This window comes from Bradyrhizobium centrolobii, from assembly GCF_001641635.1.
In the GTDB taxonomy this organism is placed as follows: domain Bacteria; phylum Pseudomonadota; class Alphaproteobacteria; order Rhizobiales; family Xanthobacteraceae; genus Bradyrhizobium; species Bradyrhizobium centrolobii.
The window spans coordinates 137,442-152,236 of record NZ_LUUB01000062.1 but is presented as its reverse complement, the minus strand read 5'-3'; the positions used below and the strand labels follow the sequence as shown (position 1 = coordinate 152,236).

Genomic DNA, 14,795 nt, shown 5'->3' with positions numbered 1-14,795 from the left:
CGATCCCGCTTGCCGATCACGCCGTCTTCACGCCTGCGACGACGCCTGTGGGCTCCTCGCTGAGCCAGCGATAGATCACCCCGCCCAGTGCGCCGCCGATCAGTGGTGCGACCCAGAACATCCAAAGCTGTGCCAGCGCCCAGCCCCCGACGAACAGCGCAGGGCCCGTGCTGCGCGCCGGGTTCACCGACGTGTTGGTGACGGGAATGCTGACAAGATGGATCATCACCAGCGTAAGCCCGATCGCGAGCGGCGCGAAGCCCGCGGGCGCGCGGCCATGGGTGGCCCCCATGATGATGAACAGGAACATCATGGTCATCACCACCTCGGTAATGAAGCACACGACCATGCCGTACTGGCCGGGCGAATGCGCACCATAGCCGTTCGATGCAAAGCCCTTGGTGACGTCGAAGCCTGGAGCGCCGCTTGCGATGACATAGAGCAGTGTGGCCGCGACGATCGCGCCGACGACCTGCGCGACGATATACGGCAGGATCTGCCCCGTCGGGAACCGGCCACCCGCGGCAAGGCCGACCGTGACGGCCGGATTGAGATGGCAACCCGAAATGTGGCCGATCGCGTAGGCCATGGTGACCACGCTCAGGCCGAACGCCAGGGACACGCCGACCAGGCCGATCCCGACCTGCGGAAAGCCGGCAGCGATCACCGCGCTGCCGCACCCCGCGAATGTGAGCCAAAAGGTGCCGATGGCCTCGGCGGCATACTTCTTCATTTCCATGTGGGGTCTCCCCTGATTTCCAAGATTTCCGGAGCAAAGCTCCGGCTACGGCCTCGTCCTTGGCGCCAAATCACCCAAATCGCGGCCGCACAAGGGCATTTTTGCCTCATTTAATGGCTTATCTTGGCCCGAAACGCCGCTTGGCAGGTGGACATCTCTGCTTTTGTCTGATACATCCGCGCGCTCAAGGTTAAGGGCTTGCGCTTTTTCGCCATCCCCTTGGACTTACCAGAATTCAAATCCGATCCACTGAAGAGGATGCCGCGTGCAGGTTCTCGTTCGCGATAACAATGTCGATCAAGCCCTCAAGGCGCTGAAGAAGAAGATGCAGCGCGAGGGAATTTTCCGCGAGATGAAGCTCCGCGGTCATTACGAAAAGCCCTCCGAGAAGAAGGCCCGCGAAAAGGCCGAGGCCGTGCGCCGCGCGCGCAAGCTCGCCCGCAAGAAGCTGCAGCGTGAAGGCTTGCTGCCGATGAAGCCGAAGCCGGTGTTCGGCGCAGGTCCCGGTGGCGAGCGCGGCGGCCGTGGCGGCCCGGGTGCAGGTCCGCGCGGACCGCGTTGATTTCGCCGGATTTGCAAGACTGAGTTTTCGATGACGCGGGCCCTTGGCCCGCGTTATTGTTTTGCAGCGGTGCCTTTTCTGGGACGGGGCACTACCGATGCGGCACCAGCGCGAGCGAACCGTAGATGGCCCCCCCTTTCCCTGGACGCAGCTTTGCACGATCACGTCAAGGCTGGCAGCAACCGCTTGCGCTCGCCTTGATGGCGATCGCGCTCTCGGGCTGCTCCTTCGACCTGGGATCGCTGATGCCGGAGAAGGAAAAGCCGCAGGAGGCCCCCAAGGCTGCGGCCACCGAGAGCGCCGTCAGCGCCGGCAATGTCAGCGAGGCCCAGGCCCACACCGCGAAAGGCCAGGCGCTGGCCAAGTCGGGAGAAACGGCGGCCGCGCTGGACGAGTTCAATCGCGCGGTCGCGCTCGATCCCTATAATGCGCAGGCGCTCTACGGCCGCGCGCTGATCTACCAGGGCAACAACGAGCACGACTTCGCGATCGCCGATTTCAGCGCTGCGAGCGGGCTCAACCCGCAGAAGGCCGAGCCGCTGCTCGGCCGTGCCATCAGTTATCTCGCCGTCGGCAAGGTCAGGGAAGCGGCGGCCGATCTCGACGAGGCGTCCGAGGCCGATCCGCACAATGCCCAGGTCTGGACGACGCGGGGAATCGCCTATGAGCGGCTGGGTGACAGGGCCAAGGCGGCGGCGTCCTACACCAAGGCGGTCGCCCTTCGTCCGCGTGACGACGCCGCGCGCAGCGGCCTTGCCCGTGTCGGCGGCTGACGGGCCTGGGGCGACGCAGGCGCCTTAGTCCGGCGTAATGTTCTTCGGCAGGACGGCGTGGAACATCGACTTGACGCCCGACAGCATGTCGTCGGCGACATTCGCCTTCGGCCGCGGCACGGATCCGGGCATGGACCCGCCGGCGTCGGCGCGCAAATCCAGCGGCGGTGCGATCAACGGGACAGGAATATCAGCCGGCGGCGTCAACCGATTGGGATCGTCGTTGCCGACTGACGCCGTGTAGGGCGGGTTCGCCGGCGACGATGCGCCGTTGCCATAGGCTTCGGCAGGCGGCGTCGACACCGTGATCGGCGGCGGCAGCGGCCGCACAGCCGACGGGGCCGCCGTCACGACCCGCGGGGCTTCCTGCTGGCCACGGGGCGCGGCTTCCGGCGCGTGGGCCGTCTCATGTGCCGCAGGCTCAGACGACTTCTCGGGCGACTTGCTCTCGGGAAACTTGCGCAGGCGCTCGATCGCGGCGCGCGCGAGATCGTTGGCATCGGGGGTCGCAGCCGTCGGGGCGCCGGCCGGAGCCGAACTGGCCTCCACCACCGGAGTGGCGGCGGGAGCAGTGGCGGCCGGGGTAGACTTTGCGACGGCCTTCTCACGCGCCGGCGGCCGGCCGCGAGGAGCGGTCTCGGCGGGGGCAACGTCTGCGGCCTTGGTGTCCGCGGCCTTGGTCTCAGCCGGCTGATCGGCGGATTTCTCGGCCGGCTTTTCGGCTGCAGGCTTTTCGGGCGCCGCCTTGTCCATCACCGTCTTCTCGGAAATGCCCTTGGCCTTGACCCCCGGCGCCGGCAGGTTAGCGACGTTGGCGGGCTTGGCATCCTTGGTGGGCTGGGCGGGTGCGACGGCGGCTACGGGGGCGTCGGGCGCGGGCTTGGCGTTGATGTAATGATTAACGATGTACGCCCCGATGATCGTCGCGAGCACCGAGGGGAAAATATCCATCGAAATTTTAGCGAGGTATTTCAGCATTCCGGCCACTCCCCACACGATCTGATGCGGGAACTTTGGGGCATAGTAAGGGATCAACTGCGACGGATCGATGGCAATTGGTGAACGGGATTTACGGTTTCAGCTCGATCTCAAGGAACACGATCTCGGTTGCGGTTTCGTTAAGGACGTCGTGCTCGACGCCGGCTTTGCGAAATAGGATTTTCCGGCGGTAAGCTGCGCCTTGGAGCGCTCTCCATTGGGCGCCACGATGGTCATTTCCCCGGCGACGACGGGCACGATCACGTAATCCATCCCGTGGGTGTGATGCCCCGTCGCACTGCCCGGCGCCAGTCGCCACTCCGTCACCCGGACCTCCTCGTTGTCGATCTGGACGTCGGACTTGGCGGCAAGCATCGGCACTCTCCTAGGGCACGAAAACCATGAATACGTAGACCGCAAATACCACCAGATGGACCAGTCCGAACAGGACGTTGGTCCTGCCGGTTCCGAAGGTCAGCATGCTCAGCAAGAATGTCAGGAACAAGAGCGCCGTGTTCTGCGGGTTCAGGCCCAGCACGAGCGGCTGATCGAACGCATAGGTGGCAATCCCGACCGCCGGAATGGTCAGCCCGATGGTTGCAAGCGAGGAACCGAGCGCCAGGTTGATGCTCTTCTGGAGGTCGTTCTTGCGCGCGGCCGCGATCGCGGAGACGCCTTCCGGCATCAGGATCAGGAGCGCGACCAAGAGGCCTGCAAACGCGGGTGGAGCGCCGATCAAGGCGGCCACGGCGTCGACGACGAGCGAGAATTTCTTGGCGAGGAGAACGACGGTCAAGAGCGAGATCAGCAGCAACACGATGCTGAGGGCCAGCATCTTGCCGGACAGATGGCTCCCGCCGCCCTCCTCGTCCCCCGTCTGATTGATGAAGTAGTCGCGGTGCAGGACGGTCTGCGTATAGAGAAACACGCCATAGAGCACGATCGTCACCAGGTCGACGAAGCCGAGCTGAAGCGTCGAGTAAAACGGGCCCGGTGCGGTCAGCGTATAGTTGGGCATGATCAGCGTGATGGTCGCGAGCGCAATCAACCCGCTGAGATAGACGTTGGCGCCGGAGACCTGAAAGCCCTGCTCGCGGTAGCGCAGGCCGCCGATGAAGATACAGAGGCCGACCAGGCCGTTGCAGACGATCATCACGACCGCGAAGACCGTATCGCGCGCGAGCTCCGGCGCCGGCTTGTCACCCAGCATGATCGTCGTGATCAGCGCGACCTCGATGATCGTCACCGAGAGCGTGAGCAGCAGTGTGCCGAACGGCTCGCCGATCCGCTCCGCGATCACCTCGGAGTGATGGACGGCCGCGAACACCGTGCCGAACAGGATCACCAGCAGGACGATCGCAAAGACAAGCCCGCCCAGCGAGAGCGTGAAGACGTAGCCCGTCGCGCTGACGGCTGCGAACAGCAGTACGGCCAGCGCCGGAAACATCCAGGCCGACCGGGGCATCGGGCTATGCGCGCTCATCCATCGGCTCCAACTGCTCACGGCATGATCCGGACTCGAAGTGCCGCGTTGGCGCAAAGTGGTCGCGGTTTTCCGAAAGGATGATGCTCAAAACGAAAGGCCCAAGGCGCGAAGTTCATCGCGCCTTGGTTGAGCAGTAGCAAATCGGCCGGCAGATTCAATGCCAGTGCAAGATCGGCGCGATCGGCAGGATGGTTAGGAGGAGGAACAGCGGCATCAGCACGGCGCCTGCGCGCAGGAGATAGCCGAAGAAGCTCGGCATTTCGATGCCGCTCTCCTTGGCGATGCTGCTCACCATGAAGTTGGGCGCGTTGCCGATATAGGTCAGCGCGCCCATGTAGACCGCGCCCATGGAGATGGACGCGAGCGTGCCCGAGAGCTCGTTCATCAGCACCAGCGGGTCGCCCCCGGCGAGCTCGAAGAACAGCAGATAGGTCGGCGCATTGTCGAGGAACGCCGACATCAGGCCCGTGAACCAGAAATACGCGACCTCGCGCGGCGTGCCGTCCGGCGCCGTCACCGCCGACAACAGCCAGGCGAACGCGCCGTGATGGCCGGCATCGAGCATGGCGATGACCGGAATGATCGCGACAAAGATAGCGGCGAACAGCTTTGCGACCTCGCGGATCGGCTCCCAGGTGAAGCCATTGGCCTGCCTGTGCTCATCCGGCGTCAGCCAGACCGAGAGGGCTGCGATCGCCAGAAGGACGATGTTGCGGACGACGTCCTCGAGCTCCAGCTTCGTGCCGAGAATGCCGAAGGCGATCCCGGGCTTCCACATCGCCGACACAAGCAGGCTCGCGACGATGGCGGCGATCAGCAGGAGATTAATGAGCCCGCGGATCCGGACTGGCTTTGCGGAGCCTGCGTCGCTGAACGAGGGCTCGCTGCGGAAGCGCCAGACGTCGACGGCGGCAAAGATGACCAGCAGCACTCCCGCAACGATCGCCGTCTGCAGCCAGAGGTTCCGCGTGGTCCAGAAGAAGTCGACACCATGCAGAAATCCGACGAACAGCGGGGGATCGCCGAGCGGGCTAAGCGCGCCGCCAACATTGGCGACGAGGATGATGAAGAAGATGACGACATGGACGTTATGGCGACGCGGCCGGTTGGCGCGGATCAGCGGCCGGATCAGGATCATTGCGGCTCCAGTGGTGCCGACGAGGCTCGCCATCAACGTCCCGAGCGCGAGGATGCCGGTGTTGGCCGCCGGCGTCCCCTTGATGTCGCCGCTGATGAGGATGCCGCCGGCAACGACATAGAGCGAGAACAGGAGCACGATGAAGCCGAGATATTCGGCGAGCATGGCGTGAACCAGCGCTGCCAGCGCCGCCATGCCGCCGGCGCGCCAGACCAGCGCGCCGAGCGCCAGCAGCGCCCAGGCCGCGGCGATCTTGCCGTAGTGGTGATGCCAGAACTTGTGAAACGACAGCGGACCGAGCGCGATCGACAGCAGCAGGCCGGCAAAGGGCAGCGCATAGGGCCAGCCCATCGACGCGCCATCGAGCTCGGCTGCCGCCCATGCGTGCAGCGGCGACAGCGCGACGATCAACGCGACGAGCGCGCCCGCCCACCTCACGACGAAACGCCTAGGATGCAATGAAATTCCTCACCGTTTCGATCGCACCGAAAGAATCGAGATCGTTGTGTCCGCCGCCCGCAAACCGCACGAACTGCTTCGGCTCGTGCGCGAGCGCAAACAGACGCTCTCCGAAGACGATGGAAATGACAAGATCATTACTGCCATGCATGACCAATAGCGGCGCAGTGACGCGGGCTATGCGCTGGTCGGAGCGAAACTGATCGCGCATCAAAAAGCGGACCGGGACGAACCGGTGGAGCGAGGCGGCGACGTCGACCATCGAGGTGTAAGGTGCCTCCAGGATCAATTTGCCGACCGGATGCTCGGATGCGATCGCGATCGCCACGCCGGTCCCGAGCGAGAAGCCCCAGGCGACAATGCGTTCCGCAGCGTAGCGCTCGCTCGTGAAGGCGTAAGCGGCCGCGGCATCGCGCAGCAGGCCCTGCTCACTCGGCGCGCCGCTCGAGCCGGCATAGCCGCGATAGGACAGCGCGACGAGACCGGTGCCGTCGGACGTCATGGCCTTGAAGTGTCCAACAAGGCCGGCGAGAAAATCACCATTGCCGTGGAAATAGAGGATCACGGGACGGCCGAGCTTGGCGGGCACATGCCAGACGATCACCTTCTCGCCATCGGAGGTGGTCAGGAGGTGCTCCTCGGCCGCCGGAAAGCCTGCAGCGGTCGGCGCCGTCCGTTCGGCGGTCGGGATCGGAAACAGCATGTCGCGCTGCTTCACATAAAGCAGGACGAGACCGGTGCCATAGCCGGCCGCAAGGAGGATGGCGATCCACTTGACGATAGTCATGCAGGCGACACGCGGCTGAGGCCCAATCCTTCGGCAGGGCATCGCGAACGACGTGTGGTCGTCCGAAAAGGGCCCGCCGCAGGCCTCAAGGCTTGCGCCGACTTCGCAGCAATTTCAGGACATCCGGCCGGATGCCCGCCGGAATATCGCGGCAACCGCACGCCGCCCTGTGGGCCGCGTGCCATTCATTCGATGCGCTGCGCCCGCGTCAACCTGGGCGGCATCCGATAAGACCGGTGCCATTCCTTGTTGGCCCCGGTCCGCGCGCCTCGCGCTACATCGCCTTGACGATGTTCTCGGTGACCTTCTTGGCGTCGCCGAGCAGCATCATGGTGTTGTCGCGATAGAACAGCGGATTGTCGATGCCGGCATAGCCGGACGCGAGCGAGCGCTTGATGAACATCACGGTGCCGGCCTTCCAGACCTGGAGCACCGGCATGCCGTAGATCGGCGAGGTCTTGTCCTCTTCGGCCGCCGGGTTGGTGACGTCGTTGGCGCCGATCACGAAGGCGATGTCGGCCTGGGCGAACTCGGAGTTGATGTCCTCGAGCTCGAACACCTCGTCATAGGGCACGTTGGCCTCAGCCAGCAGCACGTTCATGTGGCCGGGCATCCGGCCGGCGACCGGGTGAATCGCGTACTTCACCTCGACGCCTTCCTTCTTCAGGATGTCGGCCATTTCGCGCAGCGCGTGCTGGGCCTGCGCCACCGCCATGCCGTAGCCGGGCACGATGATGACCTTGGAGGCGTTCTTCATGATGAAGGCGGCGTCGTCGGCCGAACCGAGCTTGGCCGGCTTCTGCTCACCCGTGCCGCCGCCGGCCGCCGCGGTCTCACCGCCGAAGCCGCCGAGGATGACCGAGATGAACGAGCGGTTCATCGCGTGGCACATGATGTAGGACAGGATCGCACCCGACGAGCCAACCAGCGCGCCGGTGATGATCAGCGCGGAGTTGCCGAGCGTGAAGCCGATGCCGGCAGCGGCCCATCCCGAATAGGAGTTCAGCATCGAGATCACGACCGGCATGTCGGCGCCGCCGATCGGGATGATCATGAGCACGCCGAGCGCCAGCGCGAGGATGACGTTGAGCCAGAAGAACACGGCGCTGCCGGTGACCACGAGCCCGATGATGCAGGCGACCAGCGCGACCGCGAGCGCGATGTTGATGAGGTGCCGCGCCGGCAGGATGATCGGGGCGCCGCTCATGCGCGCGGACAGCTTCAGGAACGCGATCACCGAGCCGGTGAAGGTCAGCGCGCCGATGGCGACGCCGAGCGACATCTCGACCAGGCTCTGGGTGTGGATGTTGCCGGGCGTGCCGATGTCGAAGGCTTCAGGCGCATAGAACGCGCCGGCGGCGACCAGCACCGCGGCCATGCCGACCAGCGAGTGGAAGGCGGCGACCAGTTCCGGCATCGACGTCATTGGCACGCGCCGGGCGATCACCGCGCCGATCGCAGCGCCAATGGCGATGCCGACGATGACGAGCAGCCAGGCGAGGCCATCCGCCGGCGGGTGGTTGGCAAGCGTCGTGGCAACCGCGATCGCCATGCCGATCATGCCGAGCAGGTTGCCTCGGCGCGACGTGGCCGGGCTCGACAATCCCCGTAGCGACAGGATGAACAGCACCCCCGCCACGAGATACAACAATGCAGAGAGATTAGCGTTCATCCCAGGTCCCCATCTGTCCCATCAGCCCGAGGTGGCCGCTTACTTGGCCTTCTTCTTGTACATCGCCAGCATGCGCTGGGTGACAAGGAAGCCGCCGAAGATATTGATGCAGGCAAACACTAGCGCCACGAAGCCGAAGCCGCGGGCCCAGCCCGAGCCACTCGACACGTTCGCGACGCCGCCGGCGAGCAGCGCACCGACGACGATCACCGAAGAGATCGCGTTGGTCACGCTCATCAGCGGCGTATGCAGCGCGGGGGTCACCGACCACACCACGAAATAACCGACGAAGACGGCGAGGACGAAAATCGACAGCCGGAAGATGAAGGGATCGACGACCTGTGCAACATGCTCCATGGCTTCTCTCCTACGCCTTCGGCTGGAAGTTCGGGTGGACGACGGCGCCGTCCTTGGTGAGCGCAGTGGCCTTGACGAGCTCGTCGTCCCAGTTCACGGCCAGCTTCTTCTCTTTCTTGTCGACCATGGTCTCGATGAAGGAGAACAGGTTGCGCGCGTAGAGGCTGGAAGCCGAGGCAGCGACGCGGCCGGCGACGTTGGTGTAGCCGACGATCTTGATACCATCGAGCTCGACGACCTCGCCGGGCTTGGCACCCTCGACATTGCCGCCGCGCTCGACCGCGAGATCGACCAGCACCGAGCCCGGCTTCATCGACTTGACCATCTCGCCCGAGATGAGCTTCGGCGCCGGCCGGCCCGGAATCAGCGCCGTCGTGATCACGATGTCCTGCTTCTTGATGTGCTCGGCGGTGAGCGCGGCCTGCTTGGCCTGGTATTCCTTGGACATTTCCTTGGCGTAGCCGCCGGCGGTCTGCGCGTTCTTGAACTCCTCGTCCTCGACCGCAAGGAACTTTGCGCCGAGCGATTCGACCTGCTCCTTGGTCGCGGGCCGCACGTCGGTGGCGGTGACGACGGCGCCGAGGCGGCGCGCGGTCGCGATCGCCTGGAGGCCGGCGACGCCGACGCCCATCACGAACACCTTGGCCGCGGGAACCGTGCCGGCGGCCGTCATCATCATCGGGAAGGCGCGGCCGAAGGCTTCGGCGCCCTCGATCACGGCGCGGTAGCCGGCGAGGTTCGCCTGCGAGGACAGCACGTCCATCACCTGCGCGCGCGTGATGCGCGGCATGAGTTCCATCGCGAAGGCGGCGATGCCGGCATCCGCCATCGCCTTCAGCGCGGCGTCATTGCCGTAGGGATCCATGATGGCGATGACGAGCGCGCCGCGCTTGTACTGCGCGAGCTCGGACGCCTCGGGACGCTTCACCTTGATGATGATGTCGGCATCTTTCAACGCGTCGGCGCTGACGGTGGCGCCCACTGCGGTGAATTCGGAATCCGGCAGGCCCGACTTGACGCCGGCGCCCGGCTCGACGGCGACCTCGGCGCCCAGCGCCTTGAACTTCTTCACCGTATCAGGCGAAGCGGCGACCCGCGGCTCGGACGGATCGATTTCCTTGGCAACGGCGATCTTCATAGGTCCTCCGGCGGCGCGGGACAGCGCACGCACAAAAAAGTAGCGTTACTCCCGCAACGTTCGATACCGGTTTTGGAACCGGCTTGGATGCAAATATTGTGGGCAGCTGCCGCCGCTGGCGTAGGCAGCCGCCAAAGACAGATCAGGTGAGGAAGATCGCCATCAGGATCACGATGAGCGCGACCGAAGCCGTGCCGTACTTCACCAGCTTGATGAAGCCCTCATAGGTTTGCTCGTGCGCAACATAGTCGTTGCCGTCGGCGGTGGTGTACGCCACTTCGCTATGGTCAGCCATGGATGTCCCCAGTCGAAAGTCGAATTCTTTGCTGGCAATACCGCAATAAGCCGGACAGGGCAACGGCACGAAGGCGCGGTTTTCCCGCAAATGGGCTCATTTGGAATCCCAATTATCGCGGATCCAACGCGTGAGGCTCTGCTCACTGACTTCGCCGGCGGCGAGCGAGAGGATGATGATTGCAGCTTCCGCGGGATCGGGACTGAATGTCATGCTGTTCTTATGCAGGAAAACCATCGTCGCGATGAAAGCGATGCGCGTGTTTCCATCAACAAAAGCAGGGTTTTTCGCGAGGCCGAATGCATATGCCGCGGCCAGCTCATCCAGTGGCGACTGCTCGTCGCGCCATTTGTTGATCGGCCGCGCCAACGCCGAGCGCAGGATACCTTCGTCGCGCAATCCCGGCGCGCCGCCGAAACGCCGAAGCTGCCGACTATGAATTGCGACAGCCTGCTCGTACGTGATCCAAAGCGGTTCCTGAGGCTCGCTCATGCGAGTGAGCCAACTACTTTGCCAGCGCCGCGAGCGTGTCGCGATATTTGTCCATGATCTCGTCGGCGATTTCCATCGTCCGCTCGAAATCGGGATCGTAGGGCAGTGCCTGGAAGCCACCACCGGGCAATTCCATGATGTGCAGTTGCTGCCCGCGCTTGAGGTCGAGCCGCTGCATCAGTTCGCGCGGCAGCAGCAGCCCGTCAGAATTGCCGATCTTCTTGATCTCGATCTTCACGATCGTCCCGTCATTGAAGCGCCTGCGTTATACACATGTATAACGCAGTTTCAGCGACAGTTCAACAAATGTTTTACGCTCCTTCTGCCTACAAATGAGGCACCCTCGCCCTCAGCCCATGGACTCCAGCTCGTCGATCATGCCGGCAATGACCGAGAGCCCGCCGTCCCAGAATTTCGGGTCCTTGGCGTCCAGCCCGAACGGGCGCAGCAGCTCGGAATAGTGCTTGGTGCCGCCGGCGGCTAGCATCTCGAGATAGCGCTCGGCAAAGCCCTCGGTGGCGTTCTCGTAGACGGCGTAGAGCGAGTTCACGAGACAATCGCCGAAGGCATAGGCGTAGACGTAGAACGGCGAGTGGATGAAGTGCGGAATGTACATCCAGTAGTTCTCGTACCCCGCCTTGATCTCGATCGCGGGCCCCAGGCTCTCGCCCTGCACCGACAGCCAGATCTCGCCGAGCCGCGTCGCGGTGAGCTCGCCATTCTTGCGCTCGGTGTGCACGGCACGCTCGAACGAATAGAACGCGATCTGGCGCACCACGGTGTTGATCATGTCCTCGACCTTGCCGGCGAGCAGCGCCTGGCGCTGCTTTGAGCTCTTGGTCTGCGCGAGCAGCCGCTTGAAGGTCAGCATCTCGCCGAACACGCTTGCGGTCTCCGCCAGCGTCAGCGGCGTCGGTGCCATCAGCGCGCCGTTCCTGGCCGCCAGCACCTGGTGCACGCCGTGGCCGAGTTCGTGGGCGAGCGTCATCACGTCCCGCGGCTTGCCCTGGTAATTCATCAGCACGTAAGGATGCGCCGACGGCGTCGTCGGATGCGAGAACGCGCCCGGCGCCTTGCCCGGACGTACCGGCGCATCGATCCAGCGGTCGCTGAAGAAACGCTCGGCGATATCGGCCATTTTCGGCGAGAAGCCGCGGTAGGCGGTCAGCACCATGTTGCGGGCGTCAGGCCAGGCGATGGTGTCGGTCGCGGCAAAGGGCAGCGGCGCGTTGCGGTCCCAATAGGCCAGTCGCTTCTTCTTGAACCAGCGCGCCTTCAGCGCGTAGTAGCGATGCGACAGCTTTGGATAGGCCGCGCGCACCGAGGCGACCAGGGCATCCACCACCTCACGCTCGACCCGGTTGTTCAGATGCCGGGAATCCGCGACGTCCTTGAAGCCGCGCCAGCGATCGGAGATGTCCTTGTCCTTGGCGAGCGTATTGGTGATCAGCGCAAAAGTGCGCTCATTGGCCTTGAAGGTTTTTGCCAGCGCTTCCGCCGCGGTCTTGCGCTTGGCGCCATCGCGGTCCTGCAACAGGTTCAGCGTCGGCTCGATCGCGAGCTCCTTGGACCCGACCTTGAAGCGCAGGCCCGAGATGGTCTGGTCGAACAGCCTGTTCCAGGCGGAGTAGCCGGTCTGCGCCTTTTCCAGGAACAGCTGCTCGAGCTTGTCCTCGAGCTGATACGGCTTCTCCTTGCGCAGGTCCTCGATCCAGGGACGATAATGCGCGAGCTCCGATGCCTGCATCGCGCTGGTCAAAAGATCGTCATCGATCCGGTTGAGCTCGAGCGCGAAAAACAAAAGATGCGTGGACGCCGCCGTCAGCCGTTCGGAGACGTCGCCGTAAAACTTTGAAATCTTGGGATCAACGCTGTCGCCGGCGTGGACGAGGCCGGCGTAGGAGCCAAGACGCCCGGCGAGATCGTCGATCGCCTCATAGCGTCGCACGGCCTCGGCGAGCCATTTTCCGCCATCTTCGTTTGCTGTCCCTGTGGCGAGCTTGCCCTTGTAGTCCGTCTCGAACGCGACGCAATCGGCATCCATCTTTTCGAGATCGCGCGCCACTTCCGGCGCATCGATCCCGGAATAGAGATCGGTGAGGTTCCACTCGGGAAGCTTGCCGGTCTTGCTTGCAGACTTGCCGGAGGACTTTGCTTTGGCAACGGCTTTTTTGGTGTTCGGCTTGCGGAGAGCGGACGTGCTGAGAGCGGACTTGCTAAGAGCAGACTTGCTAAGAGTAGACTTGGAGCGCGAAGTCATTGTGCTGGAAACCTGTGTTCAACGATCGCAACGAGCGGGGGCATCAAGGTTTAAGAGTGCGTTAATCGGCTTCGGCCAGAGTGACCCGATTCGAGACAGATAGTTGTAGCGTGCGGGGAACACCATGGCTGCCAGTATTTTGATCGCCGACGACGACGCCGTGGCGCGCCGTCTGGTCGAGAACATGGTGCAGAAATGCGGCTATGAAACGATCGTCGTGGACTCCGGCGATGCCGCGATTGCCGCGCTCACCGCACCCGATGCACCGGCCATTGACGCCGTTATCCTCGATCTCGTGATGCCCGGCCTCGACGGCATGGGCGTGCTGGCGAAAATCCGCGAGGCAGGTCTCAGCGTGCCCGTGATCGTGCAGACAGCCCATGGCGGCATCGACAACGTGATCTCGGCGATGCGCGCGGGCGCGGCCGATTTCGTGGTCAAGCCCGTCGGCATGGAGCGGCTTCAGGTCTCCTTGCGCAACGCGCTCAACACTTCCGCGCTCAAGGGCGAATTGCAGCGCATCCGCCACAGCCGCGAAGGCCGGCTGACGTTCTCCGACATCATCACACGCGCCGAGGCGATGACGCCGGTGATGCGTGCCGCGCAGAAGGCGGCCAATTCCGCGATTCCCGTGCTGATCGAAGGCGAGTCCGGCGTCGGCAAGGAGATGTTCGCGCGCGCCATCCATGGCAGCGGCGAACGCAAGGCCAAGCCTTTCGTCGCGGTCAATTGCGGCGCGATCCCCGACAATCTCGTCGAGTCGATCCTGTTCGGCCACGAGAAGGGCGCCTTCACCGGCGCGACCGAACGGCATATGGGCAAGTTCGTCGAGGCCCATGGCGGCACGCTGTTTCTGGACGAGGTCAGCGAGCTGCCGCTGACCGCACAGGTCAAGCTGCTACGCGCGCTCCAGGAAGGCGCAGTGGAGGCGGTCGGTGGCCGCAAGCCCGTCAAGGTCGACGTCCGCATCATCTCCGCGACCAACCGCAAGCTCCTGGAGCGGGTGAAGCAGGGCCACTTCCGTGAGGACCTGTTCTATCGCCTGCATGTGCTGCCGCTGACGATCCCCGCCTTGCGCGCGCGGCGCGAGGACATCCCGCATCTGCTTCGGCACTTCCTGGCGCGGTTTGCCGCCGAGGAGAATCGCGCCATTACCGGTATCAGCGGCGAGGCAGTGGCACATCTGTCGCAGCTCGACTGGCCCGGCAACATCCGCCAGCTTGAGAACGCGGTCTACCGCGGGGTGGTGATGAGCGACGGCGACCAGCTCGGTCCCGGCGATTTCCCGCTGCTCACCTCGCATCCACATCCCGCAACCGATCCCGCAACCGACATTCCGACCGCGCCGCTGATGCTCGAGCCGATCGCGGCGCCCTCGCTGGTCTCGGGTAATGAAATACCGATCGCGCCTCTGCCGCTGGCGGGAACACTGGCCATGCTGACCGCGACCGGCGACGTGCGACCGCTGGAGGACCTGGAGAACGAGATCATCCGTTTCGCGATCTCGCACTATCGCGGGCAGATGTCGGAGGTTGCCCGTCGCCTCAAAATCGGCCGCTCCACGCTCTACCGCAAAATCGACGAAGCCGGCGTGCCCGGACATGGCGGCAAAAGCGGTGAGGAGACGCACTGAACAGCACGCGTGAACGGCGGCTTGCC

15 protein-coding genes and 1 pseudogene are annotated in these 14,795 nt (G+C 64.2%); 3 read left to right on the top strand and 13 right to left on the bottom strand.

Annotated features, from left to right (window positions below):
* Nucleotides 1-16 precede the first annotated feature (16 nt).
* On the bottom strand, nt 17-739 hold the full coding sequence (gene aqpZ / locus AYJ54_RS19835; RefSeq protein WP_063701347.1) for an aquaporin Z: 723 nt from the start codon (nt 737-739) through the stop codon (nt 17-19).
* Nucleotides 740-1,004: 265 nt separating this feature from the next.
* Here aqpZ and rpsU point away from each other — a divergent pair, with 265 nt between their 5' ends.
* Nucleotides 1,005-1,301: a 30S ribosomal protein S21 gene (gene rpsU / locus AYJ54_RS19830; protein ID WP_027545547.1), complete on the top strand. Its 297-nt coding sequence runs from the start codon at nt 1,005-1,007 to the stop codon at nt 1,299-1,301.
* A 125-nt stretch (nt 1,302-1,426) separates the two neighbouring features.
* Nucleotides 1,427-2,074, top strand: coding sequence for a tetratricopeptide repeat protein (locus AYJ54_RS19825; protein WP_063701344.1), 648 nt, complete (start codon nt 1,427-1,429; stop codon nt 2,072-2,074).
* 24 nt (nt 2,075-2,098) lie between these two features.
* Here the strand turns inward: AYJ54_RS19825 and AYJ54_RS19820 are convergent, their stop codons facing one another.
* The 12 genes and pseudogenes from AYJ54_RS19820 to AYJ54_RS19765 all read right to left on the bottom strand — a co-directional run bounded on the left by AYJ54_RS19820 (nt 2,099) and on the right by AYJ54_RS19765 (nt 13,136).
* The gene (locus tag AYJ54_RS19820; RefSeq protein ID WP_063701341.1) at nt 2,099-3,052 is read right to left on the bottom strand and encodes a hypothetical protein; all 954 of its coding nucleotides are present in this window, start codon (nt 3,050-3,052) and stop codon (nt 2,099-2,101) included.
* 91 nt (nt 3,053-3,143) lie between these two features.
* Nucleotides 3,144-3,427, bottom strand: a pseudogene (locus tag AYJ54_RS19815) (cupin domain-containing protein).
* Nucleotides 3,428-3,437: 10 nt separating this feature from the next.
* Nucleotides 3,438-4,535: a calcium:cation antiporter gene (locus AYJ54_RS19810; protein WP_063701338.1), complete on the bottom strand. Its 1,098-nt coding sequence runs from the start codon at nt 4,533-4,535 to the stop codon at nt 3,438-3,440.
* A gap of 157 nt (nt 4,536-4,692) precedes the next feature.
* Nucleotides 4,693-6,135 carry a sodium:proton antiporter gene (locus AYJ54_RS19805; RefSeq protein ID WP_063701334.1) on the bottom strand — a complete coding sequence of 481 codons (1,443 nt, stop codon included), beginning with the start codon at nt 6,133-6,135 and terminating at the stop codon, nt 4,693-4,695.
* On the bottom strand, nt 6,125-6,922 hold the full coding sequence (locus AYJ54_RS19800; protein WP_063701332.1) for an alpha/beta hydrolase: 798 nt from the start codon (nt 6,920-6,922) through the stop codon (nt 6,125-6,127). The genes AYJ54_RS19805 and AYJ54_RS19800 overlap by 11 nt, the downstream gene beginning before the upstream one ends.
* A 274-nt stretch (nt 6,923-7,196) precedes the next feature.
* Complete coding sequence (locus AYJ54_RS19795; RefSeq protein WP_063701330.1) at nt 7,197-8,594, bottom strand: NAD(P)(+) transhydrogenase (Re/Si-specific) subunit beta; 1,398 nt, start codon at nt 8,592-8,594, stop codon at nt 7,197-7,199.
* 39 nt (nt 8,595-8,633) lie between these two features.
* Nucleotides 8,634-8,951 (bottom strand): proton-translocating transhydrogenase family protein, encoded by a 318-nt coding sequence (locus AYJ54_RS19790; RefSeq protein WP_063701327.1) that lies wholly within the window; start codon nt 8,949-8,951, stop codon nt 8,634-8,636.
* A gap of 10 nt (nt 8,952-8,961) precedes the next feature.
* Complete coding sequence (locus AYJ54_RS19785; RefSeq protein WP_063701324.1) at nt 8,962-10,089, bottom strand: Re/Si-specific NAD(P)(+) transhydrogenase subunit alpha; 1,128 nt, start codon at nt 10,087-10,089, stop codon at nt 8,962-8,964.
* Nucleotides 10,090-10,231: 142 nt separating this feature from the next.
* Nucleotides 10,232-10,384 (bottom strand): aa3-type cytochrome c oxidase subunit IV, encoded by a 153-nt coding sequence (locus AYJ54_RS19780; RefSeq protein WP_008136857.1) that lies wholly within the window; start codon nt 10,382-10,384, stop codon nt 10,232-10,234.
* 96 nt (nt 10,385-10,480) lie between these two features.
* Entirely contained in the window at nt 10,481-10,876 is a 396-nt protein-coding gene (locus AYJ54_RS19775) for a type II toxin-antitoxin system death-on-curing family toxin (protein WP_082905750.1), read from the bottom strand.
* Between the two features lie 13 nt (nt 10,877-10,889).
* Entirely contained in the window at nt 10,890-11,114 is a 225-nt protein-coding gene (locus AYJ54_RS19770) for an AbrB/MazE/SpoVT family DNA-binding domain-containing protein (protein ID WP_063701321.1), read from the bottom strand.
* A gap of 111 nt (nt 11,115-11,225) precedes the next feature.
* Nucleotides 11,226-13,136: a M3 family oligoendopeptidase gene (locus tag AYJ54_RS19765; protein WP_063701318.1), complete on the bottom strand. Its 1,911-nt coding sequence runs from the start codon at nt 13,134-13,136 to the stop codon at nt 11,226-11,228.
* Between the two features lie 124 nt (nt 13,137-13,260).
* On the opposite strand from AYJ54_RS19765, the gene AYJ54_RS19760 reads away from it, so the two are divergent.
* Nucleotides 13,261-14,769 (top strand): sigma-54-dependent transcriptional regulator, encoded by a 1,509-nt coding sequence (locus tag AYJ54_RS19760; protein WP_063701315.1) that lies wholly within the window; start codon nt 13,261-13,263, stop codon nt 14,767-14,769.
* Nucleotides 14,770-14,795 lie beyond the last annotated feature (26 nt).